The following is a 22,864-nucleotide window of genomic DNA, read 5'->3' on the forward strand; positions in this document are numbered from 1 at the left end:
CCTCAGTGTGATGGCTAGCAACGACCTGTCTGGATATCGACCAATGCCTCTGACCCTCCCCCAACTAGAGCGCCACCTGTTTAAGGCCGCTGACATTCTGCGCGGCAAGATGGACGCCTCAGAATTCAAGGAATACATCTTCGGGATGCTGTTCCTCAAGCGTTGCTCGGATATGTTTGAGCAACGTCGCGAGGAAGTGATTCGCCTTGAAATGGAAGGTGGTAAAAGCAAGGTTCAGGCGCAGGTCTCTTCCGAGATCTCGCGCTGGTACAAAATAGAGGGCTCGTTCTGGGTGCCGCCGCAGTCGCGCTACGATTTTTTACTGAATGATGCACACCAGAACGTGGGCGACTTCCTGAATAAGGCGCTGACCGGTATCGAGACAGCTAATACCAGTCTGTACGACGTACTCGAGCATATAGACTTCACGCGCAAGGTCGGCCAGAGCAAGATCTCCGACATCAAGCTGCGCCAGCTCATCACACACTTTGGTGTGTTCCGCCTGCGCAACGAAGACTTCGAGTTCCCTGACTTGCTGGGTGCTGCTTACGAATACCTAATTGGCGAATTCGCCGATTCGGCGGGCAAAAAAGGTGGCGAGTTCTATACGCCGCGCTCGGTGGTGCGGATGATGGTGCGACTCATCAAACCCGAGCTCAAGCACGACATCTACGACCCCTGCTGTGGGTCCGGCGGCATGCTGATCGCTGCAAAGGAATACATCGACGAGCATGGAGAAGATGGCCGCAAGGCGAACCTGTTCGGCCAGGAATTCAACGGCACAGTGTGGTCCATCGCCAAGATGAACATGCTGCTGCACGGCATCAGCAACGCCGATCTACAAAACGAGGACACCTTAGCCGAGCCCCAGCACGTTGAGGGTGGCGAGTTGAAGCACTTCGACCGCGTCCTCACCAATCCGCCGTTTTCCATCCAGTGGGGCAATACCGAAAAGGATGCTGACGGCAAGCCCGCCTGGAAGCCCAAGTTTGAAGCCGAGCGCTTCTCCTATGGCCAGGTGCCGCTGGGTGCCAAGAAGGCCGACATGATGTTCCTGCAACACATGCTGGCCGTCACGAGCGACGGTGGCATGGTGGCCACTGTTCTGCCCCACGGCGTACTGTTCCGGGGTGGTGAGGAAAGAACCATCAGAAAAGGCATCATTGAGGACGACTTGCTCGAAGCCGTCATCGGCGTCGCCCCCAATCTGTTCTACGGCACCGGTATTCCTGCCTGTATTCTGGTACTGCGCCAGCGGGTGCAGAAAGGTGCCAACCGCGTCAGCGGCAAACCCGCCGAGCGCCGAGGCAAGGTATTGTTCATTAATGCCGACCGCGAACTCTTCGAAGGCCGGGCACAGAACTACCTGCTGCCGGAGCACATCGAAAAGATAGTCACCACCTTCGACGAGTTTCGTGCCATCGACGGTTTCTCGGCCATTGTCGACAACACCACACTTAAGGCGAACGACTATAGCCTCAACATTCGCCGCTATGCCGACAATTCCCCGCCGCCCGAGCCGCATGACGTGCGCGCCCATTTGGTCGGCGGCATCCCAAAGGCCGAGGTAGCCGACAAAGCCGGATTGTTCAGCGCCCACGGACTGAATCCGATGGACCTGCTGGTGGAGCGTGAAGCCAAGTATCTCGACTTCGCGTCTGAGCTCGACAAACGACAGGCTCTCAAACCGACAATCGAAAACAACGCAGGCCTGGTTGCCAAGGAAGCGGCCATCCGCGCCGCTTTCGAGCAATGGTGGCAAGACCACAGCGCCCGCATCACGGCACTCTCTGGGCAAATGGACAACGCCGCCAGCCTCGTCGCCCTGCGCAACGACCTGCTGGCCAGCTTCAGCCAAAGCCTGGAGGCCATCGGCCTGCTCGACCCCTTCCAAGTGCGCGGCATCGTTGCCGGTTTTTGGTACCAGACAAAGTACGACTTCCTCACCCTGATGGCGCGCGGTTCCAAGGGCGTGGCCGACGCCTGGCGTACTAGCATCGTCACCGCGCTGGAAGATAAGGCCAGCAAAGAAAGCCCACTGGAGCACAAGCTGGTTAAGTTTCTGATGGGTGATTTCGTCGAGGCCATCACCGAACTGGAGGCCAAAAAGGCCGAGCTGGACAGCCAGATCAAGGCCGCTAGCCCTAAAGATGCTGAAGGAGAAGATGGCGAAGTAACCGAAGCTGCGGAGGAAGATGCCAGCGCAGAAAACACGGTGGACGATGCCCAGCTCAAAGCCTGGAAGAAGGAGCTCACCGCAGTCAAGAAGCAACTCAAAGCCAAGAGCAACAGCTTCAAGGAGCATATCGGTGCCGCCGTTGAGGGGCTAACACCGGAAGCCGCCGACGACCTGCTACTGACCATCATGCACAATGATATGAAGGCCATCGTTGAGGGCTACATGGCCGCGCAACGCAAGCAGATCGTGGCCTCGTTTGAAAACTGGTGGGACAAGTATCGCGTGACGTTGACCGAAATCGAAGCCAATCGTGATGAAGCCGCAAAGGCGCTGCAGGGGTTCTTGAAGGGGTTGCGGTATGTCTGAAAAAACAGCAAAGCAGCCGACGCACAGATACCAGCGCTTTCTTCAAAGTCTTCCGGAGGACTGGGAGCGCAAGGAGATTCGACAACTTGGCACAGTAGTTGGCGGCGGTACGCCGTCCCGCGATGTTCCCTCTTTTTGGCGAGGGACCAATCCATGGGTCACTCCGGGTGAAATAAGCAAGATCGCAGTGAAGTTCTTATACGACACCGATGAGCACATTAGTGCATCTGGACTGGCAGGAAGCGGTGCCAACATACTCCCGCCCGGTTCGCTGATGGTGACGACCCGTGCGACCCTCGGCGCTCGTGCGATCAATGGCGTGCCTATGGCCACGAACCAGGGTTTTAAATCAATTGCCTTCAAACAAGCGGCCGACTCAGACTTCTACTTTCATCTCTTCGAAAAGGTGCAACCAGAACTTGTTCGGCGCGCATCGGGCACTACGTTCCTAGAGATCTCCGGCTCCGAATTCGCCGGCATCGAGGTGCCATCGCCCAGTCCGGATGAGAAGCGTCTGATCACCGAAGTCCTGGACACCCTAGACACTGCCATTCACGAAACCAAAGCGATCATTACAAAGCTCAAGGCAGTCAAACAAGGTCTGCTGTACGACCTACTAACACGCGGCATCGACGCAAATGGCGACGTGCGCCCGCCCCAAGGCGAAGCGCCGCATCTTTACAAGGAGTCGCCGCTGGGGTGGATACCAAAGGAGTGGGATGTCGAGACTATTGCCAAAGCATGCTCTGATGTAGTCGATTGTCCCCATACAACCCCACATTTCCAGGACCAAGGAGTTCTCGTAGCTAGAACGATGCACATTAAGGAGGGTGGCTTTCTCGAATCGCTGGCTTCTCGTGTTTCTGAACTCCAGTACCTCGACCGAATCGCGAGGTTGGAGCCACAACCAGGCGATCTGATCTTCACTCGCGAGGCGCCAGTGGGCGAAGCATTTGTCGTTCCTTCTGAGATGAGGATTTGTCTCGGTCAACGGGTGATGTTGTTAAGGCCAAAGAATGGCAGGTTGGTCGCAGATTACTTACTTGCTCAAATCTACTCTGGAGCTGTGAAAGATCGAATCGCATCGCTGACATCTGGGACAACAAACCCACACCTCAACGTCTCTGAAGTTAGAGACTTTGAAATCCCCCTCCCTACTTTTGACGAGCAGCATTTCATTGCGGATCGAATGCGATCGCTTGAATCACGTATTCGGTGTGAGATTGGCGAACTACAGAAGTTTGTAGTTTTGAAGTCCGGTCTCGCTGACGACCTTCTCACCGGCCGCGTCCGCGCCACACCACTGCTGGCCGAAACCGTTCACCAGGAAGGGAGCGCCTAATGGGCTGGGAACTCGATGACGTCGAAAAACCGTTCGTGGCCCAGTTGCAGGCGCTCGGTTGGACCTATAACCAAGGAAGTCTCGACAACCCGGCAGTCTCAGGTCGAACCAATTTTGCCGAGGTGATTCAGGAAGAGTCGCTGCGCGAACAACTGCGCGCGTTGAACCCCGGCGCTGACGGCGCTCCTTGGCTGGACGATGCGCGATTGTCGGAAGCCGTGACGGCCATCACCCGGCTGGGAACGCACAAGCTGATGGAGGCCAACGAGAAAGCCACTGGACTCTTGATCAAAGGCTTGACCGTGGAGGGTCTGCTCGGCTGGGACGGCGGGCGAGGCCAGACAATTCGCTACATCGATTGGGATACCCCTGCCAACAACAGCTTCACGCTGATCAACCAGTACCGCGTCGATTGCCCTCCGGGCTTCAACAGCGGCAAGGCCTTCATCGTGCCCGACCTGGTGCTGCTGGTGAACGGTATTCCGCTGGTGGTGGTGGAATGCAAGAGCCCGTCCTCCCCTGAGCCGCTGGCCGAGGCAGTGGACCAACTACGACGCTACTCCAACCAGCGGCAAGACGCATTTGAGGTGGACAATAACGAGGGCAACGAGGCGCTATTTGCTACCAACCAACTGCTGGTGGCCACCAGCTTTGACGAGGCACGCGTGGGCTGCGTGGGTGCAGCCTTCGAGCACTATGCTCAATGGAAGACGGTGGTCGGCCCGAATGGCGCAGGTAGCGAGATCGAGGCGGCTCAACTGCTAGGCAAGGCGGCTCTATCCGAGCAAGAGCGTTTGATCGCTGGTCTGCTTTCGCCTTCGCATCTACTGGATGTTGTGAAGAACTTCATGTTGTTCATGCAGACAGGCGGCCAGACCATCAAAACAGTATGCCGATACCAGCAGTACCGGGCAGTAAACAGGGCAATTGCCCGCCTCAAAACCGGACAGACGCGGCTGCAACACGGCGAACACGACAAGCGCGGCGGTATCATTTGGCACACTCAGGGTTCCGGCAAAAGTCTGACAATGGTGTTCCTGATTCGCAAGATGCGCACAGACGCGCAACTACGTCGCTTCAAGGTCGTCGTCGTCACCGACCGCAAAGACTTGCAGGGCCAATTATCCGCGACCGCCACGCTGACCGGCGAAATGGTAGACGTAGCAGAGAGCACTGCGGGAGTGAAGGCGCTGGCACGGCGCAAGGGCCCGGGGCTGATCTTTGCCACGATCCAGAAATACCGTGATCCAGATAGCGCCGGGGATGCGCCGCTGACAGCGGACGATTTACTGAAAGTGGAAGAGTCCAACGACAACTACAAGGCTGACGAAAAGTTTGAGGTACTGAACGAAGACGACAGCATCCTTGTGCTGGTGGACGAGGCGCACCGCACCCAGGCTGGCGACCTGCAAGCCAACCTGTTGGCGGGTCTGCCCAACTGCGTACGCATCGGCTTTACCGGCACGCCAATCATTATGGGTGACAAGAAGCGTACTCATGAGATCTTTGGCGAGTTCATTGACCGCTACACCATCAAGGAAGCCGAGGCCGACGGCGCGACGGTCCCGGTGCTCTACGAGGGCCGCACGGCCAATGGAGCGATCAAAGACGGCACCAGCCTGGACGAACTGTTTGAAGACCTGTTCCGCCAGCACTCCCCGGAAGAGCTGGAGGCGATCAAAAAAAAGTACGCAACCAAAGGCCACATCTTCGATGCCCCGGCGCTGATCGCCGACAAGGCCCGCGACATCATTCGTCACTACGTGACCAACATCCTGCCCAACGGCTACAAGGCGCAGGTAGTGGCTTACAGCCGGTTGGCCGCGATTCGTTATTTTGAAGCGCTCAGGTCAGCCCGCGATGAGTTGCTGGCCGAGGCGCAGGCGCTCTCATCAGAAGACAAGGTCCTGGACGACGGGGCCTTGTGCCAGAGTCCTTTGAGCGTGCAGGCTGTGGTGCAGGCCTGGCGGTACCGCGATACGCTGGCGCGCATTGAATTCGCGCCCATCATTTCGGGCAGCAACAACGACGACCCTGCGTGGAAACAATGGACAGACGGCGCGGCGCATCAGCAACTGATCAAGCGTTTCAAAAAACCGCTGTTCAATGCCAAGCCAGAGAAGACTGACCCGCTGGCCTTCCTAGTCGTAAAGTCGATGCTTCTAACTGGCTTTGATGCGCCGATCGAAGGCGTGATGTACCTAGATCGCCCGATTCGCGAGGCGGAGTTGCTACAGGCGATTGCCCGCGTCAACCGTACCGGCTTCGGAAAGCGCTGCGGCATCGTGGTTGACTACTACGGCGTGGCACAGCATTTGAAAGAGGCGCTGGCAGCCTATGCTGATGAGGACGTGGACGGCGCACTGGCTAGCCTGAAGGACGAAGTACCGGTGCTGCGCGACAGGCACCTGCGCGTGGTGGACCTGTTCCGCCAGCACGGTATCGAGTCGCTGGACGACACCGAAGCTTGCGTTGAGGCATTGGGCAACGAGAGGTTGCGCGCCGAGTTCACTGTCAAGCTCAAGGCTTTCTTGGGGTCACTGGACACGGTGCTGCCGCGACCGGAAGGGTTGCCTTATTCCGGCGACGCCAAGCGCCTGGCATACATCCACGCCCGCGCCCGCAATCGCTACAAGGACACGCCGGTTCTGGGCAAGGATGTCGGTGCCAAGGTTCGTAAGCTGATTGACGACCATGTGATCTCGCTGGGTATCGATCCAAAGATCCCGCCGATTCAGTTGTCCGATGCCGAGTTCGATACACACCTTGCGCGTGCCGTAAACGACCGCGCCAAGGCTTCCGAGATGGAGCACGCGATTCGCTCGCATATCCGTAAGCACACTGATGAAGACCCGGTGCTGTACCGCAAGCTCTCGGAGCACTTGAACGACATTCTCAAAACACTAGGTGAAAAGTGGAACGAGGTGATCTCGCAGCTGCAGAAGATTATCGACGAGTTGCGCACTGGCAAGGTGGGAAGTGCCGATACGCCGAGCGACTTGCCCGAACACTACGCGCCGTTCCTCCGAACAGTCCTTGATGTCGTTTGTGCTGGCCAGACGCCAACTGGAGCCGAGTTGCTGCGCCTGAAGGATGTGACGGTTGAGCTGGTCGAATCTCTGGCTCAGGAACTGCAGAGCAACCGCAATATCTGGAGTCCGCACAAACGCGCCGCACAGGACGAGCTGAACGGCCAGTTATTCGATCAGCTAATGCGCCTTCGTCCTCCTCTGGTGGATGCGGATAAAGCCGGTGTGCTGGCCGACAAACTGATAGAACAGGCCCGCGCCAACCACGACAAGCTGGTGCAGGCGTAATCCGATGCTCGTCTCTATGAGATCACCAATACTACAGGTAGACGACTTACTGTTCTCCATCCGACGCAGTGCACGTCGCAGAACGATGGAGATCACAATAGAACGTAGTGGTGACTTGGTTCTGTCTGCCCCACCAGAGGTTGGCGAAGCTCAGCTGCGCGAGTTCGTCTTGGAGAAGCGCTTCTGGATCTACACCAAGATGGCAGAGAAGGAGCGTTTGCAGCGCCAGATTCCGCGCAAGGAATTCGTTGGCGGCGAGGGTTTCCTATACCTCGGGCGCAGCCACCGGTTGAAAGTGGTCGAGGAGCAGAACGTGCCGCTGAAGCTCGCGGGTGGCCGCTTCTGTATACGCCATGACGCCATACACACCGCGCGCGAGCACTTCATCCGGTGGTACAGCACACGTGCGAAGGCCTGGCTATCGAGCCGCGTGGCCGACTGCCAATCGCGGATGGAGGTGCGGCCAGCGGGCGTGAAGGTGCAAGACCTGGGTTATCGGTGGGGTTCCTGTGGCAAGGGCGACTGGCTGTACTTCCACTGGAAGGCGATCCTATTACCGACACGTATTGCTGAATACGTGGTAGTACACGAAATGGCTCACCTGCACGAGCCGCACCACACTCCCGCGTTCTGGTTACGCGTGGAGCGCGCCATGCCTGATTTCGCGCAGCGAAAGACTTGGTTGGCTGAACACGGAATTGATGTCGAAGGGATCTGAGAACCATGGCGGGATATTTCACCACTGACCACTTCAAGCTGCTGAACAAGTGGATGGGACAAAAGCGTGACGAATCAAACCCCGAGCAAAACCGCGCCTACGATGATCTGAAAAAGGCCTATGAGGTAACAGAGGAGTGGGCCAACAAGCTTAAGGCTGAGTTGTTTCCTGTGGGCCGCTTAGAGATTCGCAAACGCCCTACCAACCAAGGCAATAATTTCGCGGGCTACAATTGGGCAAAAATCTACCCTTCGCCCGAAGCGCCGAAGGAGTTGGCCTACACCGTAGGCATCGATGCCAACGACGGCTTCGTGGTCAAGATCGATACCGTCGGACTGGACGAATCGGATGCGACGCGAAGAGCCTATCTAACGCTGCGCGGCACCTATAACAACTCATCCCCCTTTGTTACCAAACTGCCCGCAGGCGATGGTCTGGGAAAATCGCTGGACCAGCTCATTACGTGGAGTATTGAAGCGATCCGCAGCTTCAAGCTGCGCTACGACGAGGTAGTGACCAAGCTGGACCTGGGCATGACACTGAGCGACGAGGATCTCCTCAAGCACTTCGATAGTAAACCCGCATTCCAGACTTTCCGCGCCTCGTGGTCGCCACAAGACAAGGCGCTGTTCTGTCGATTAGCGCGGGCTGTCCACATGGCAGGTCTGGACTGGTGGCACATGAACAAAGGCGTCCAAGTGCGCTTTGGCCGCAAAAACCCCGGAAGTGAGCGCGCGGTCGGTGTGCTTGGCGTCATTCGGGGCACTCGGACCCGGAAGCTCTCATGGACGCGGGAGGTGGGTGCGCTACCCAAGCTCCACCGCGAACCGTTGACGGAGGAACTCGTCTCGAAGATTGAAGCAGCCCTTTCAGCCGATCGTGGCCTACTCGACGACTGGATGGTACTTGAAACGGAGCGACCGGGACTGTGGCCAGATCAACTGCGTGACGATCCAGTGGAGCACGGCGATGATTCCGACGAAGACGAAACGGTCGATTCTGATGCCGTAAGGTTCCCGATTAATCGTATCTACTACGGTCCGCCCGGCACGGGGAAGACCTACGAGTTATCGAAGCTGCTTAAGCGAGAGTATGAGCAGGCCATGACTTCCGTATCCAAGGAAGAGTGGCAAAATCAGTTCGTGGGCGAAAAAACAGTGGGCCTTACCTGGTGGGAGGCGGCTGCGGCGGCTCTCTACCATCTGGGGGGAAAAGCGAGTGTCGACACACTGCTTGATCACCCTTTCATGAAAGCTATTGCCGCCGTGAAGAGTGCGAACAAGAATGTGCGAAATACCGTTTGGGGCGCTCTGCAGTACCATACGATTGAATCATCTAAAACCGTCAAGATGAGCAAACGGATGGCGCCGGCAGTGTTCGACAAACTACCGGATTCGTCCTGGATACTTGCTGGGGATTGGGAGGACGCAGCAGCCGACCTGAAAAGGCTAGTGGACGAGTACGATGCCGGTCCACCCTCAGCCGAATACATCAAACGCTACAGTTTCGTCACCTTCCACCAATCTTACGGTTACGAAGAGTTCGTGGAGGGGCTCCGACCGGTTCTCGATGGCGATGCAGAGTCCGGTGAAATCCAATACGAGATCCGCGCGGGGGCCTTCAAGGATCTGTGCAGGAAGGCACGATTGGCACCGGATCAGAAATTCGCGATGGTGATTGACGAGATCAACCGAGGCAACATCAGCAAAATCTTTGGCGAGCTGATCACCTTGATCGAATCTGATAAACGCGAAGGGGCTGTGAACGCCGTTTCTGTGGCTTTGCCGTATTCCGGCGAAAGTTTTTCGGTGCCAGCCAATGTCGATATTATCGGCACAATGAACACGGCAGACCGATCCCTTGCGTTGCTGGATACCGCGCTGCGTCGCCGGTTCGAGTTTGTGTCGGTGATGCCGGACGCTCGCGATGAGCCAGGTGCGCCGCTCGCAGGCCTTCGGGTCAGCCTGGGCGAGCAGGTGGTCGATGTGCCTCGCATGCTTGATGCCATAAACCAGCGCATCGAGGTGCTCTACGACCGCGACCATTGTATCGGCCATGCGTACTTCACACCGTTGGCGCAGGTGCCTGATGGGGACGAACGATTTGTAGCATTGCAACAAGTATTCAGCACCCGCATTCTGCCTCTGCTCGAAGAGTACTTTTTTGAGGACTGGCAAAAGATCCGTCTTGTATTGGCGGACAACCAGAAATCCCTCGCTGCACGTTTTGTTGTAGAGGGTCAAGATCAGGAGGACGATTTGGCTCGTCTGTTCGGCAGCGACCATGGCATGGACAGCTACTCCACCAAGCGCCATTACGCTGTGCAGGAAGCTGCGTTCTCTAATACGGATGCCTACATTGGCATCTACCACACGTTGTCGACCTGAATCGTGAGGGGGCGCGTGAGTGGTATCTCGATCTACGAATTTGACGTACTGATAGCAGAGACATCTGGGGACGCGTCTTGCGAGGGTTTGCACACAATCCCGGACCAGGTATACGGATGGCTTGAGCGCCAATGCCTGCGGGCTACCAATGAAAGTGGTGCGCAATGGCTGCGCCTGACTCAGCGGCGTGGGCATCGTGTCGTTCAGGTCACCAGTTTTGTCGGAGTGATCCGTGCACCGGACGGTTACCAGATCGAGGTGCTTCCCAAGGTCGGCAAAGCGATAGGTGGTGGTGCAATCGAGGCGCGCCAGCTTCTAATCGAGATGCTCTGCTGTCTTCAAGGCTTCCGCCACATTCAATCCGACAGCGCCAAGCTCTCGGCTGCACGAATGCCCTTGCTGGAGGTCTTTATTGCCGAATTTCTGCTTGCGGTAGGGCATATCGTCAAACGAGGGTTGCGCAGCAACTATTCCTGTCGGCAGGACAACCTGTTTGCACTGCGCGGCAAGCTGATGATGGCATCGCATCTGCGGCAAAACCTACATAGGGCGGACCGATTCTTTACAGAACACGACGAGTTTTCGATCGATCGCCCAGAAAACCGTTTGCTACACGCCGCCTTGCGACGAGTGCTGATGCTGTCGACGTCTCAGGCCCATCAGCAACTGGCCCGTGAGTTGGAGTTCGTGTTTGCAGAAGTCCCGGTATCAGCGCAGCCACGGATCGATTTCCAGCAGGTGCGTCTCGATCGGGGCATGGGTTACTACGGCGATGCGTTGGCTTGGGCGAAGTTGATCCTAGACGAGCAGTCCCCTCTGACTGGCAGCGGCGGTAACAATGCTCCGTCGCTGCTGTTCCCGATGGAGGCAGTATTCGAAGCGTTTGTATCCAAGCATATCGCGAAACAACTGGCGCGGCCGCTTGTCCTGAAAACCCAAGCACGCAGTCATCACATGGTTCGCCATCGAGAGCAGAGCTGGTTTTGTCTAAAGCCAGATCTTTTGATCCGGGATACCAACAAGGATCTGCTGGTCCTGGACGCAAAGTGGAAACTGCTGGATGGACTGAAGGCCAATGGCACGAGCAAGTACGGCCTCGCGCAAGGCGACTTCTACCAGTTGCAGGCCTACGGCCAGAGCTACCTGAATGGAACGGGGGATGTGGTGTTGATTTACCCCAAGACGGCCGCATTCGACCGGCCGCTATCAGTATTCGAGTTCCCTAAAATAGAGGGTCTGCGATTATGGGTGCTGCCCTTTTGCCTGAAGTCACGCCAGCTTTTGGTTCCGGGCGGCGCGCCGTTTACTGCAGTGTTCAAGGACACGCAGAGGGAAGTTACTTCCGGAGTTGAGCTGCCGACATTCGACTGACAACCTGTTCCACTCGTAGATCGCCAGAGCAGCAATAGCCAGACCGCCAACATGGCCTTGAAACGCATGGGCTTCGAGGGCCGGTTGGTCAGCCGCGGCATGCGCTCCATGGCCAGCACCATCCCGAACGAGCATAGGTGGGATCCGGAGCTGATCGAAGTCGCGCTGGCGCATGTCGACAATGACGAAGTCCGAAGCGCTTAGAACCGAGCGGACGACATCGAACGCCAACGTCCGATGATGGCTGGTAGGAGTGAGCACATCCAAAAAGCAGCAACGGGCAGCTTGTCGGTACCCGACATCAATGACGCCAGGAACCGCAATGTCGTGCCAATACGGTGAGCGCTCATCGGACGCCGCCGGTAACCGAAAATGACTCCCCAGATAGAGTGATGGTTGATTTGGCGACAGCGGCGACACCGGCGACAACCCGCGTAATACCTGGCCTGTAGCATGGCGACAGAGGTGGCGACTGTCGCCTTTGCAAGTCTCGCTCTTTGGGCCTTTCCGGCTAAGCCCATGCTGGCGGGAAGGCTCCGCATTCCCTCTCGCATGGGCTCACATTAAAAACCGACGAACGACCACCCGGCCATGTAATGCCACCGATTTCCAAGATTTTCCAGCGCTACCGATTGGCGCAAGAATCGCCCCCAAAATACTGTTGACCGCTAGCAGAACGAGCGCTAAACCAGAACCGTACAAGCGCTGTCCTCGACAGCACCCAGGTAGCCAGAACCTTTGAGGCTACGCCAAATTGTGGTGGTTCACCCCCAAGTGCGATTAGCGTCCGGCGGCTCGCACGGTCACAGCGATGTGATGGATGCCACTTCTCCCAGAATGCTCACTGCGGCAACTGATACCCCCTCCTGGCTGCTCTGCAGCAACTTATCCGCTTGGCTATTTCTTGCGCCAACCTTTTGCCCGTCTCTTTGCCCCCTAAAGAGACGGGCGCATATCACACTGCTGCAGCCCTGCTCGCACGGGCCTTTGCGGCTTTCCCCCTCGTGACAATCGGCGTGACAAACACCGAATGCTCACTCGCCACAGCGATGCCGATGATGGTGCCACAGCCCATGAAATGGACTGCACCTGACTGACAGTCAGGCATGCCCCAGTCATCACATCGCTGCCTTCTCCCGACTCAGGATCTCGCGGCACCGGTCTCGTCAGCCAGTGCAGCCTCCACCCGCCCACCGCTATCGGTGTTCAGGAGGCCAGATCATGAGATGCCCAAGCTCCCGGCCGTAAGGAGCCGTCAGTCCCGCGTGAGTGGACAAACCTCACAGGTCGCAGGGGCCTTGATCCCTGATAACACTCAACAACCGTGGCGGGATGAGTGAGGACGAAGTGGATAATCTCAGGAGTATTGCGATGCAACTGTGCGAAGCGTTCGAGCCACCACAACCATTGCTGGAATACCAGCAGACGCCACTGCCGTACCCGGTCGAAGCACTCGGGAATCTGTTGGGCCCTGCAGTCGAACGACTGGCCGAGGTGATCGGCGTACCCTGCGCCATGGCTGCACAATCGGTGCTGGCTACTGCTGCCCTAGTGAGCCAGGGTCATGCCAATGTACAACTCGACGGCCGAACCTATCCGCTGTCCCTCTACCTACTGACGGTGGCGTCCTCGGGTGATCGCAAAAGCGCGGTGGACCATCTGGCACTGAAGGCGGCGCGCGACTGGGAACGGCAGCAGTGGGCCCTGTATGCGGAAAAGCTCAAAACCTATCGCGCCGCTACCACCATCATGGCCAAACCCAAAACCTCAACAAAGCGTGCTGAGGCAAAAGGCGGTGAGCTGTCCGAGCCGGTACCACCGAGACTGATCATTGCCGAGCCCACCATTGAGGCCCTGGTCAAAAGTCTATGCCAGGGCTTGCCCAGCATGGGCTTATTCAATGATGAAGGTGGCCAGTTCTTGGGCAGCACCACCATGAGCAAAGAAAACCTGCTCAAGGCGATCACCACCTTGTCGACACTGTGGGATGGCAGCCCCATCGACCGGGCGCGCTCCATGGCCGGAGAAAGCCTGCGCGCCTATGACCGCCGTCTTAGCCTGCATCTGATGCTGCAGCCCTACCTGGCCAACCAACTGTTCAAAGACCCGGTGATCAATGGCCAAGGCATCCTCGGGCGTTGCCTGATCAGTTGGCCCGAGCGCCTGGCCGGCCAACGACTTTACAAGGCGATCGACCTGACCCGAGATGCCAAGGTCCAGCGCTACCAACAGCGGATCACCGCCCTGCTGCAACAGCCCTGGTCGCTTCACCAGGATGGCTCACTCAATCCCTCCACGCTGGAGCTGACTGCCCGTGCCCGGCGTGCCTGGATTGATATTCACGACACTATCGAGTGCCAGTCTGGCGAGTTCGGTGAGCTAGCCGGCGTCCAGCCTGTCGCAGGCAAAGCCGCGGCGAATGTACTGCGCATCGCAGGTGTGCTGGCCATGGTGGAAGAGGCCAGTGCGTTGGACGAAGCACACATACAGCGCGCCTCCACGCTGATGGATTACTACCTGGCCGAGATCCAGCGCCTGACCGAACAGGAGCCGGTCAATAGCCGATGCGAAGAGGCGGATCGACTGCTGCGCTGGCTGGTACAGAAAGGCTGGACTCACTTCACCATTCGCGACGTCAATCGCAACGGCCCTCGTTTTGCCCGTAAGAGCGCTGACCATATCGCCTCTTTATTGGTCGTGCTGATCACTCATCGCTGGCTGACCAGCCGCGACGGAAAAACTTTCGAGGTTCGCCATGTTTCGCCTCAATGACGCGGTGCGCCGCTACCAGACGCAACATCAACCGCAGCCAGAATCGCGGTGTGTCGCCGCCTCAGTCGCCACCCTGTCGCCACGCGCCAGGCCAGAAACGACGCGGGTTGTCGCCACTGTCGCCGCAGTCGCCACACCACCCCTGGAACCTGCCCACATCACTCTGCTGATAAAGCAACTGCGTGAGGAAGGGGCGCTGCTGCAACACCACGGGAACTCCCTCCTGATTCGCCCAATACACTGGCAGCAGCTGGCCAGGCTCAGCCCCCACTGGAAAGCCCTACTGCTCTTTCTGCAAACAAACGAAAACGGTGAAGACGATGGCCCTGGTCGGTCGGCGTGATGGTCGCAACTTTGGCTATGGCCGCCAGCTGAGCTACGCCGGCCCACAAGCGCTAAAGGATTTGTTTGGCGGCGGCCACTTCGCCACGGTCAAAGCTCATAGCGATCGCTGGCAAGCATTCGTGCGTTGGTGTCGGTCAGAGGACGGTCCCGGTTACAACGATGCGCACCAGATCGATCGAGGGACGCTGCAAGACTACGCTGCTTACCTGCGCCAGCAGATCCAGCAAGGTGAACTCTGCATCGCGACCGCGCAGAACCGCCTGAGCAGCGTTAACCGTACCCTCGCCGCGCTGCGCGGTGATCAGGACGTGAGGATCGCAAGTCCGAGCCAGGCGTTAGGACTGCAGCGCTCGAGCGTACGCACCCGCGCGCCAGATGGCCAAGACCGCCAACAGCTGCGGCGAGTGCTTGAGGTGCTTGGCAAATAGCAACACGAGCGGGTGGCGGCGATTGTCCTGTTGGCCCGAGAAACCGGCATGCGCCTGCGCGAAGCGATCCTGGCTGACCTGCCACGCTTACACCGCGAAGCCGAACACTTAGGCCGCATCAACATCCAGGACGGGACCAAAGGCGGCCGTTCAGGCGCTTCAGCGCCGCGATGGGTTGTGGCCAATGAAGAGGTGAAAGCGGCACTGCAGTTGGCTCATCATGCGTCGCCGCCCGGCAGCCGCAACTTGCTGGCCCGCGACGAAAGCTACGCCGCGTTCCTGCAACAGACCGTGCTCCCCGCCCGCGAAATACTGCACGAACAAGGGCTGAAGGGCTTTCATGAACTGCGAGCAGCCTACGCCTGCGAGCGTTACGAACAGCTCACGGGGCACGTCGCACCGGTCAATGGTGGTCGCGGCTATCGCATTGACCGTGGCCTCGATCAACAGGCGCGCCAACAGATCAGCCTTGAGCTCGGGCATTACCGAGTCGATGTAGTTTCGGCCTACATTGGAGGTCGAGAGTGACCAAACCATTCGATATAGCGCTGTTCCTGAGCGGCGTACTAAATGGCTCGAAGGCCACTCAGCAACGCCACCTACGGCAAGCCCGAACCATGCAAGCGGCCATTCAACAACGATGGCAGCGAGATAATCCCTGGACTTGGCAGCTCAAGCATGTGCGCTGGTTTCTGACTAAGCACCTGAAAGACCATTCCGACGCCACCCGATATTACTATCAGCTCACCGCCCTATTGGTCTGGAAGCGATTAGGGAACGACCGAGAAATGCTGATCTAACGCTCGAGTTGTGGGTAGGCAGCTTTCCAGTCTCGTTTGTTCGCCTTTATCTATCTCAGAGTGGATATTCTCTTGCGGATGAACCTGCTCGAAAAACAACGCCGCAATGGCAAAAAGCAACCCAAACCGGTTAGTCATGACAGATCGAAAACGGCCAAAAGCGGAAATCACTTCAATCGGTAAAATCGTATTCGCGGGCTACATCCTTGTTTCCATCGTCCGTTTATGGAAAACGGGCACGCCTTTTTTGATCTGGGCATCTCAGCATTGGGCCGTTGTGTCGGGTAATTCGCAACGTCCGACTTGTCCATCTGGCTGGCAAGGACTTGAGCCTGGCCAATGCCGGCGTCGAGGTCGTTAGGGGTAGCGGTGGCGCTGGACGGCGCAGAAGCTCCCCTTGGGGCGGTTCGGAGTTGGCATTGTTCCACACGAGGACAAAACCAGTAGTGAATAAAGCAGGAAGCAGCGGCTCGAGCTGCGCGTTGCGGTATTTTCAAGGACGATAGGAAGGCTAATGCTACGCACCTTCTAGCTCTTTGCACCATTCGAACAACTAAGCTCAAGGGATATGACAGATGATTGACTGGGTTGCTGCAGCGTTCACCAGTGCAAAAACAGCGGGCGATATCGCCAAAAGCCTCATCACTCTGCGTGATGAAGATATGGTGAGAGGTCGAGTAATGGATCTGACCGGCACATTGATGGAACTGCAACAACAGATGATGCTGGGCCAATTGGAACAAATGGCCTTGATCAAACAAGTGGCGGAGCTCGAGGAGGCGCTTAGAAAAGTGAGCGCCAAGCAAAACGTACTTGATCGCTACGAGTTGCTGGGTGTTGGTCCAGCTAAGGTGGTTTACGCTCTGAAAGAGGAGTTTCAGAAAACGGAACCTCCTCATCTGTGCTGTACAAACTGCTACGACAAAGGACATCGCTCGGTTCTGAAAGCAATACGACAGAGCGGGTCGACCTCGATGAAATTTTCGTGCCCCGACTGCGCAAACACGTTCTACATCACCGGTGAATATCTTCCTGCTGCATTGAGAGCACAATGAAGGCGCTGTCATGCAGCTATCCCTCCTGCGGATCATGGGTTCAACGGCGCCAGCTACCTGCGCTAGCGCCGCGCTTAACCGAATTGTTGCTGGCAAGACATTCGAGGGATGACCTTTCGTTCGATCGTCGTCCGTGGCACAAGCTGTACGACTCTTTCATCATGTCGACGTCTGTATGCCCACCATCACTGCCGCAATGGCAAAGGTAGGATGGCTAACCGGCTCCAGCGCATGCTAAATAGGCTCCCGCGCACATTCGGCATGGTTGATGGGGAAAGGGAATGCAATTTGTAACTGACGGACCAGACATCCCAGATGAGTTGCTACAGGCCCACGAGGAGGGCCGCGTGGTGTTCTTCTGCGGAGCAGGTATTTCCTATCCCGCAGGCTTAACCGACTTCAAAGGCTTGGTGGAGCTGATCTATAAAGAAGCTCACGATGAGCTTAGCGGTGCCGAGGAAAAAGCCTTCAAAAACTACCAATTCGACGCCACTCTTGACCTGCTCGAGCGTCGAATCAACGGAGGCCGGTTTGCCGTCCGACAAGCTCTGGGTAGGGCTCTAAAACCAAACTTACGGAAGAAAGGTGCCGTCGATACACATACCGCATTACTGAGGCTCGCCCGCACCCGGCATGGCACGCTTCGTCTCGTGACGACAAACTTCGACCGCATTTTTGATACCGCGGCAAGAAAAGCCTCTCAGAAATTTCAGTCCTATTCGGCCCCGATGCTGCCTATTCCGAAAAATAGTCGATGGGACGGATTGGTCTATCTACACGGTATATTGCCCAAAACTCCCGACGAGGCGAGCCTGAACCGTCTGGTAGTCACAAGCGGCGATTTTGGGTTGGCTTATCTTGTCGAGCGTTGGGCGGCAAGGTTCGTTAGTGAACTCTTTCGCAACTATGTCGTTTGCTTCGTTGGGTACAGCATCAATGACCCCGTTCTCAGGTACATGAGGGATGCGATAGCAGCCGATAGAATGCAGGGAGAGATCACCCCAAACGCATGGGCTTTCGGCTCAAGCTCCCCTGGGGAAGAGGAAGCCAGACAAGAGGAATGGGAGGCGAAAGGTGTCACTCCAATCCTGTACAACGTGCCTGCTGGCACTCGGGATCACTCAGCACTGCATTTGACGCTCCAGGCTTGGGGAGAAGTCTACAGAGATGGGGTCATGGGAAAAGAACGGTTTATCGTTACTCATGCTCAAAGTCGCCCATCGGCCAGCACCAGGCAAGATGACTATGTAGGGCGAGTGCTTTGGGCTCTTTCTGATAAATCTGGATTACCTGCTCGGCTTTTTGCCGATTTCGATCCAGTGCCTTCCTTGGATTGGCTAGACGCGTTCGCCTATTCCCGATATCGCCATACAGACTTGAACCGTTTTGGCGTGACGGCGCAAAGTGAACCGGATGCAAAACTAGAATTCAGTCTCGTCCAAAGACCGACGCCCTACCCCCTTGCGTCTTCCATGTCGCTGGTATCAGCCAGTGACCCAAACTCCCAGTGGGATGATGTCATGGGCCATATCGGCCGCTGGCTGGTTAGGCACCTGGATAACCCTGACTTACTTTTGTGGATTGTGGAGCGCGGTGGGCGAATCCATGACCAATTTCGCTGGAGAATAGAAGACCGGCTGCGCTTTCTCGCTCGACTGAAGAGTGAGGGGCAGACCCCTGAGCTAGGAGAGATTTTAAGAAATGCTCCGAAAGCGCAGCCCAGCCATCTGATGCAAACCTTATGGCGGTTATTGTTAACCGGTAGGGTCAAACAACCATGGCGCGATTCAACTCTCTACGACTGGCAGGAGCGCTTCAAACGAGACGGACTGACGCTGTCTGCGAGGCTTCAGCTACGCGAGCTGCTCGCACCGATGATCGCTATATCGAAACCATTTAGCTGGGAGGAAGACCCCAATCAGACATCCGTACCTGGGAATATGCGCGACCTTGTTGATTGGAAATTAACACTAGCGGCTGATGGTATTTATTCGATTTTTCGTGACTTCAAAAGCGACCAATGGAAGGTCGCATTGCCACTGTTGCAGAAAGATCTTCAGCAGTTGTTAACGGATGCACTGGAGTTGCGTCGTGAGCTAGGTGAAGCTGGGAATGAGACCGATCGAACTCACTGGGACCTACCCTCCATAGCTCCTCATGATCAGAACCGCAGGAATCGTGATTGGGTAATACTGGTCGAGCTTTTGCGGGACTCATGGTTGCTAATCCGCGATGAAAATATTCCGTTGGCCCGACAGATTGCACAGGAGTGGTTTGCGCTTCCGTTCGCGACATACAAGCGCCTGGCACTATTCGCTGCCAGTCACGACAGCTGTATAGCCCCTGATGAATGGGTCGATTGGCTCTTGGCCGATGATGCTTGGTGGCTTTGGTCGGTGGGCACCAAACGCGAGATGTTTAGACTCATCGTGCTACAAGGGCACCTCATGTCCCCTTCAGCTCAAGCACGGCTTGAGGCGGCGATCCTAGAAGGGGCTCCAAGACGCATGTACAAAAATGATCTAAAACCTCAACAATGGAAAAACATTGTAGACGGCACAGTGTGGCGCCGGCTCGCCAAACTGCAAAGTTCAGGGATTTCTCTAGGGACCGGCGCAATGTCGCGCCTGACGGATTTGTCACGTGCATATCCCGCCTGGCGCCTTGCCTCCAATGAAAGCGATGAGTTTTCCAATTGGATGGGCACAAATGATGAGCCTGACGATGACGAAACCAAAAACATTGACGTTGCCCCAAGCAAAAGAAACGAGCTAGTTCGATGGCTTAAAGCACCTCCTTCTGAGTCTTGGGATTACGAAGACACTTGGCGCGAAACGTGCCGCAGGCATCCATTGAACGCCGTGTTCGCATTGCTGGATCTCGCTGAAGAAAAAATATGGCCAGCCAATCGGTGGCGACAAGCCATTCAGACTTGGGGTGAAAAAGGCCGCACAAAAAGGTCATGGCAGTACGCAGCTCCTTGGATACTAACGTTACCGGATTTCCTCCTTGCTGAGATCGTCCACAGCATTACGTATTGGATCGATGCTGTGTCGAAGGTTATCAGCCAAGATGAACCGATCCTCCTTGAATTATGCGGACGGATTATGGCTCTTCCGCTTGAGCCAAAATCAGGAATTACAAGCAATGGTGAGCCACTGAACGATCCTGTGACCGATGCCATAAATCACCCGATCGGGCACATCACCCAGGCATTGTTGAATCTCTGGTTGGGCAAACAACCCAACGATAACGATAGTCTGCCGACCCAGATCAAAGACCTCTTCACCGCCCTGTGTGACACCACGATAGAAAAATATCGACATGGCAGAGTGATTCTCGGTTCGAGGTTGATCGTCCTCTTCCGTGTTGATCGCCCCTGGACAGAATCGTGCTTGCTTCCATTATTCGACTGGGTCAATTATCCATTTGAAGCAAAGGGCGTATGGGAGGGCTTCCTGTGGTCGCCTCGTTTGTATCGCCCTCTATTGCTAGCATTCAAAACACAATTCTTGAACACAGCTAAGCACTTTGAAGAGCTGGGTGAGCACGCACAGCAATTCGCAGCTTTTCTCACGTACGCAGCACTAGGCCCGCTTGAGGGCTACACCGCGATAGAATTTAGATCCGCCTTCAAAGAATTGCCTAAGCGGGGTCTCGAATACGCAGCGCAGGCTCTAACACAAGCGTTGGAGGGCGCAGCCGAGCAAAAGGAAAGTTATTGGGAAAATCGAGTTCTCCCTTTCTGGCGAGATGTCTGGCCTAAGTCAAAGCAGCTAGTGACTCCAGCGATATCAGACTCACTAGCAAGCCTGGCCATTGTATCCGGCACAGAATTTCCAGCAGCTTTGGCTTCGGTACAGGATTGGTTGCTGCCCATTGAGCATCCACATTCGTTGCTTCACGAAATGAATGAAAGCTCTGTTTGCACCGACTACCCGGCAGAAGCCCTATTACTGCTGAGCCTCACAATAGAGGATCAATCATGGATTCCATCGGACCTCACATCCTGTCTTAGCAAAATTGTCCAAGCCGCTCCGAATCTCAGCGACGATGACAAATACAGAAAGTTGATGGAGGGCGTACGCCGTCGAGGCGGATGAATCCCGCGTGAGCAAACGGGGGGGGCGAACAGCATTGCTCCAAGGCAATTTCACCGTCCCTAAAGCTAAGCAGATTATTTATGTATAAAACAAGGATCGTATACATGGGCGAATCACGACGTCGCGGCACCTATGAAGAACGAAAAAAACTATCAATAAAACGAAAAAAGGATGATTTAGTTAAAGAAATTTTCAATAGAGACCCGTCCGAGGATTATGATCTGAGGGCTGGCATTGCCCCTTTTTTAGCTCGAATGACACCCAAAACTTGGCAGGCAAGGCGCTTAAGGTTGTTGGACTCATTAAAATCAATTCATATTGCTACCAGTCTAGAAAATGCCAAACCTGTTCGTGTGCAGCAAGATGAAATGGGGTGGTACTTATTCCTGTGCGAACAAGCATTAGACGACCCGTTATGTATAGATATCAGCCAAGCATCCAGGGCTATCCCTTTCTTTGTTGCAATGGGCCAGCGCTGGCAGCATGCCCACAAGATCAAAGGTATTGATGCAAAAATTGGTGAAGTACTAAACAAGTCAAAAGCTGCGCCGGATGGATTGATCTTTGAAATATTAGTTGCCCTATCTTATGCAGAAAAAGAGTGGGAGGTGGAGTTTTTAGATGTAAAGCCACCCGCTAAAAGTCCAGACATAAAAGTAACGAAAAATGGTCAGTCGCTATTTATTGAATGTAAAAGACTGCTCCGAAGGACCTCATATGCCGAACGAGAACGACAGGATTTTTTTAGAATTTGGAACCCCGCATCAAAAATACTGATCAGAAAGGGCCAATGGATATGGCTGAAAGGAGTATTCCACTCAGAGGTATTCAGCTTACCCGATGACTTCTTATCCAAAATACTTGAACAAAAGCTACCATTAAAAAATAATACCGAAATAATTTACAATGGATCTGAAGCAACAATATATGCTCGCCTTATAGACAAACAACTTATCCAGAACCACTTGCGATATCATAAAATAAAGCAGCACAGCCCAATACTGAATAAAATCTTAGGAGGTGACTGGGCCCCTATGGATTCCGCAGTGAGCATTATTCATAAGGTAAGAACAAGTCAACTTATCGGATGTGAAATTCCGGCGCTCGGTGGATACATTGACGAGATCAGCTGGGCGGCTGGATTTACTCGGTGGTTTGAATCCGATGCATCCATAGATAAAAAAGCAAAAGATGTTATACATCATATAACAGAAGCGGTAGAACAACTTCCAACTGACACCCCGTCTATCATTCATGTCGCTGTCGAAACCATGGAGGGGGCTGATATTGAACGCTTACGGACACAGAAAATCTTCGCATCCATCCCAGAAATGGTTGTAGATAAGCCTATTGCTGGGATTAGAGTTCACCGATTTCAGGCACATCAAACAATTGAAAAACTTTGGGAATTTGATGAAACGGTGGATAGCTTCAACGGACATCAGTTTCCGCTCGACAATATCCCTAAGACAGTAGTCGTACCTGAAAATGGTGTTCTACAAAAGGTTGGCCATTGGGAACTATAACCTTATCGACACTACCACTTCCTGCCTTGAGCTTGCAGCCAATATATAGCTTACAAGCGCGAAATATAGAACAAACCACCTAGGTTTTTGGGCCGCTCACGGGGTAAAAATGATGCGATTGCTGACCTTGGGTTCGGACAGCAACCACATCATAC

Annotated in this window: 12 protein-coding genes and 2 pseudogenes; all 14 read left to right on the plus strand. The window is 55.5% G+C overall.

What is annotated here, in order from left to right; all coding sequences use genetic code 11:
* Nucleotides 1-43: 43 nt before the first annotated feature.
* The 14 genes and pseudogenes from AB4Z20_RS04420 (at nucleotide 44) to AB4Z20_RS04485 (ending at nucleotide 22,709) form a co-directional block, all read left to right on the plus strand.
* Nucleotides 44-2,545: an N-6 DNA methylase gene (locus AB4Z20_RS04420; RefSeq protein WP_442089380.1), complete on the plus strand. Its 2,502-nt coding sequence runs from the start codon at nucleotides 44-46 to the stop codon at nucleotides 2,543-2,545.
* Nucleotides 2,538-3,887, plus strand: a complete 1,350-nt coding sequence (locus AB4Z20_RS04425; protein ID WP_442089381.1) for a restriction endonuclease subunit S — start codon at nucleotides 2,538-2,540, stop codon at nucleotides 3,885-3,887. The genes AB4Z20_RS04420 and AB4Z20_RS04425 overlap by 8 nt, the downstream gene beginning before the upstream one ends.
* Nucleotides 3,887-7,204, plus strand: a complete 3,318-nt coding sequence (locus AB4Z20_RS04430) for a type I restriction endonuclease subunit R (RefSeq protein ID WP_442089382.1) — start codon at nucleotides 3,887-3,889, stop codon at nucleotides 7,202-7,204. Before AB4Z20_RS04425 ends, AB4Z20_RS04430 begins: the two co-directional genes overlap by 1 nt.
* A gap of 16 nt (nucleotides 7,205-7,220) precedes the next feature.
* The gene (locus tag AB4Z20_RS04435) at nucleotides 7,221-7,922 is read left to right on the plus strand and encodes a M48 family metallopeptidase (RefSeq protein WP_160626260.1); all 702 of its coding nucleotides are present in this window, start codon (nucleotides 7,221-7,223) and stop codon (nucleotides 7,920-7,922) included.
* Between the two features lie 5 nt (nucleotides 7,923-7,927).
* The gene (locus AB4Z20_RS04440) at nucleotides 7,928-10,309 is read left to right on the plus strand and encodes an McrB family protein (RefSeq protein ID WP_442089383.1); all 2,382 of its coding nucleotides are present in this window, start codon (nucleotides 7,928-7,930) and stop codon (nucleotides 10,307-10,309) included.
* Nucleotides 10,310-10,324: 15 nt separating this feature from the next.
* Entirely contained in the window at nucleotides 10,325-11,680 is a 1,356-nt protein-coding gene (locus AB4Z20_RS04445) for an McrC family protein (protein ID WP_442089384.1), read from the plus strand.
* A 21-nt stretch (nucleotides 11,681-11,701) separates the two neighbouring features.
* Nucleotides 11,702-12,022 (plus strand): annotated as a pseudogene (locus AB4Z20_RS04450) (integrase); the annotation flags it as partial.
* A 1,029-nt stretch (nucleotides 12,023-13,051) separates the two neighbouring features.
* Nucleotides 13,052-14,452: a YfjI family protein gene (locus AB4Z20_RS04455; protein WP_442089385.1), complete on the plus strand. Its 1,401-nt coding sequence runs from the start codon at nucleotides 13,052-13,054 to the stop codon at nucleotides 14,450-14,452.
* Nucleotides 14,436-14,795 (plus strand): hypothetical protein, encoded by a 360-nt coding sequence (locus tag AB4Z20_RS04460; RefSeq protein WP_442089386.1) that lies wholly within the window; start codon nucleotides 14,436-14,438, stop codon nucleotides 14,793-14,795. Before AB4Z20_RS04455 ends, AB4Z20_RS04460 begins: the two co-directional genes overlap by 17 nt.
* A pseudogene (locus AB4Z20_RS04465) lies at nucleotides 14,773-15,753 on the plus strand (integrase domain-containing protein). Before AB4Z20_RS04460 ends, AB4Z20_RS04465 begins: the two are co-directional and overlap by 23 nt.
* Complete coding sequence (locus tag AB4Z20_RS04470) at nucleotides 15,750-16,025, plus strand: hypothetical protein (RefSeq protein WP_442089387.1); 276 nt, start codon at nucleotides 15,750-15,752, stop codon at nucleotides 16,023-16,025. The pseudogene AB4Z20_RS04465 and the gene AB4Z20_RS04470 overlap by 4 nt, the downstream one beginning before the upstream one ends.
* Before the next feature lie 575 nt (nucleotides 16,026-16,600).
* Nucleotides 16,601-17,080, plus strand: a complete 480-nt coding sequence (locus AB4Z20_RS04475; protein WP_442089388.1) for a hypothetical protein — start codon at nucleotides 16,601-16,603, stop codon at nucleotides 17,078-17,080.
* A 281-nt stretch (nucleotides 17,081-17,361) separates the two neighbouring features.
* Nucleotides 17,362-21,183 (plus strand): anti-phage defense-associated sirtuin Dsr1, encoded by a 3,822-nt coding sequence (dsr1, locus tag AB4Z20_RS04480; RefSeq protein ID WP_442089389.1) that lies wholly within the window; start codon nucleotides 17,362-17,364, stop codon nucleotides 21,181-21,183.
* A 104-nt stretch (nucleotides 21,184-21,287) separates the two neighbouring features.
* Nucleotides 21,288-22,709, plus strand: coding sequence for a hypothetical protein (locus AB4Z20_RS04485; protein ID WP_442089390.1), 1,422 nt, complete (start codon nucleotides 21,288-21,290; stop codon nucleotides 22,707-22,709).
* Nucleotides 22,710-22,864 lie beyond the last annotated feature (155 nt).

The sequence above is a fragment of the Pseudomonas sp. KB_12 genome, from assembly GCF_052114545.1.
In the GTDB taxonomy this organism is placed as follows: domain Bacteria; phylum Pseudomonadota; class Gammaproteobacteria; order Pseudomonadales; family Pseudomonadaceae; genus Aquipseudomonas; species Aquipseudomonas brassicacearum.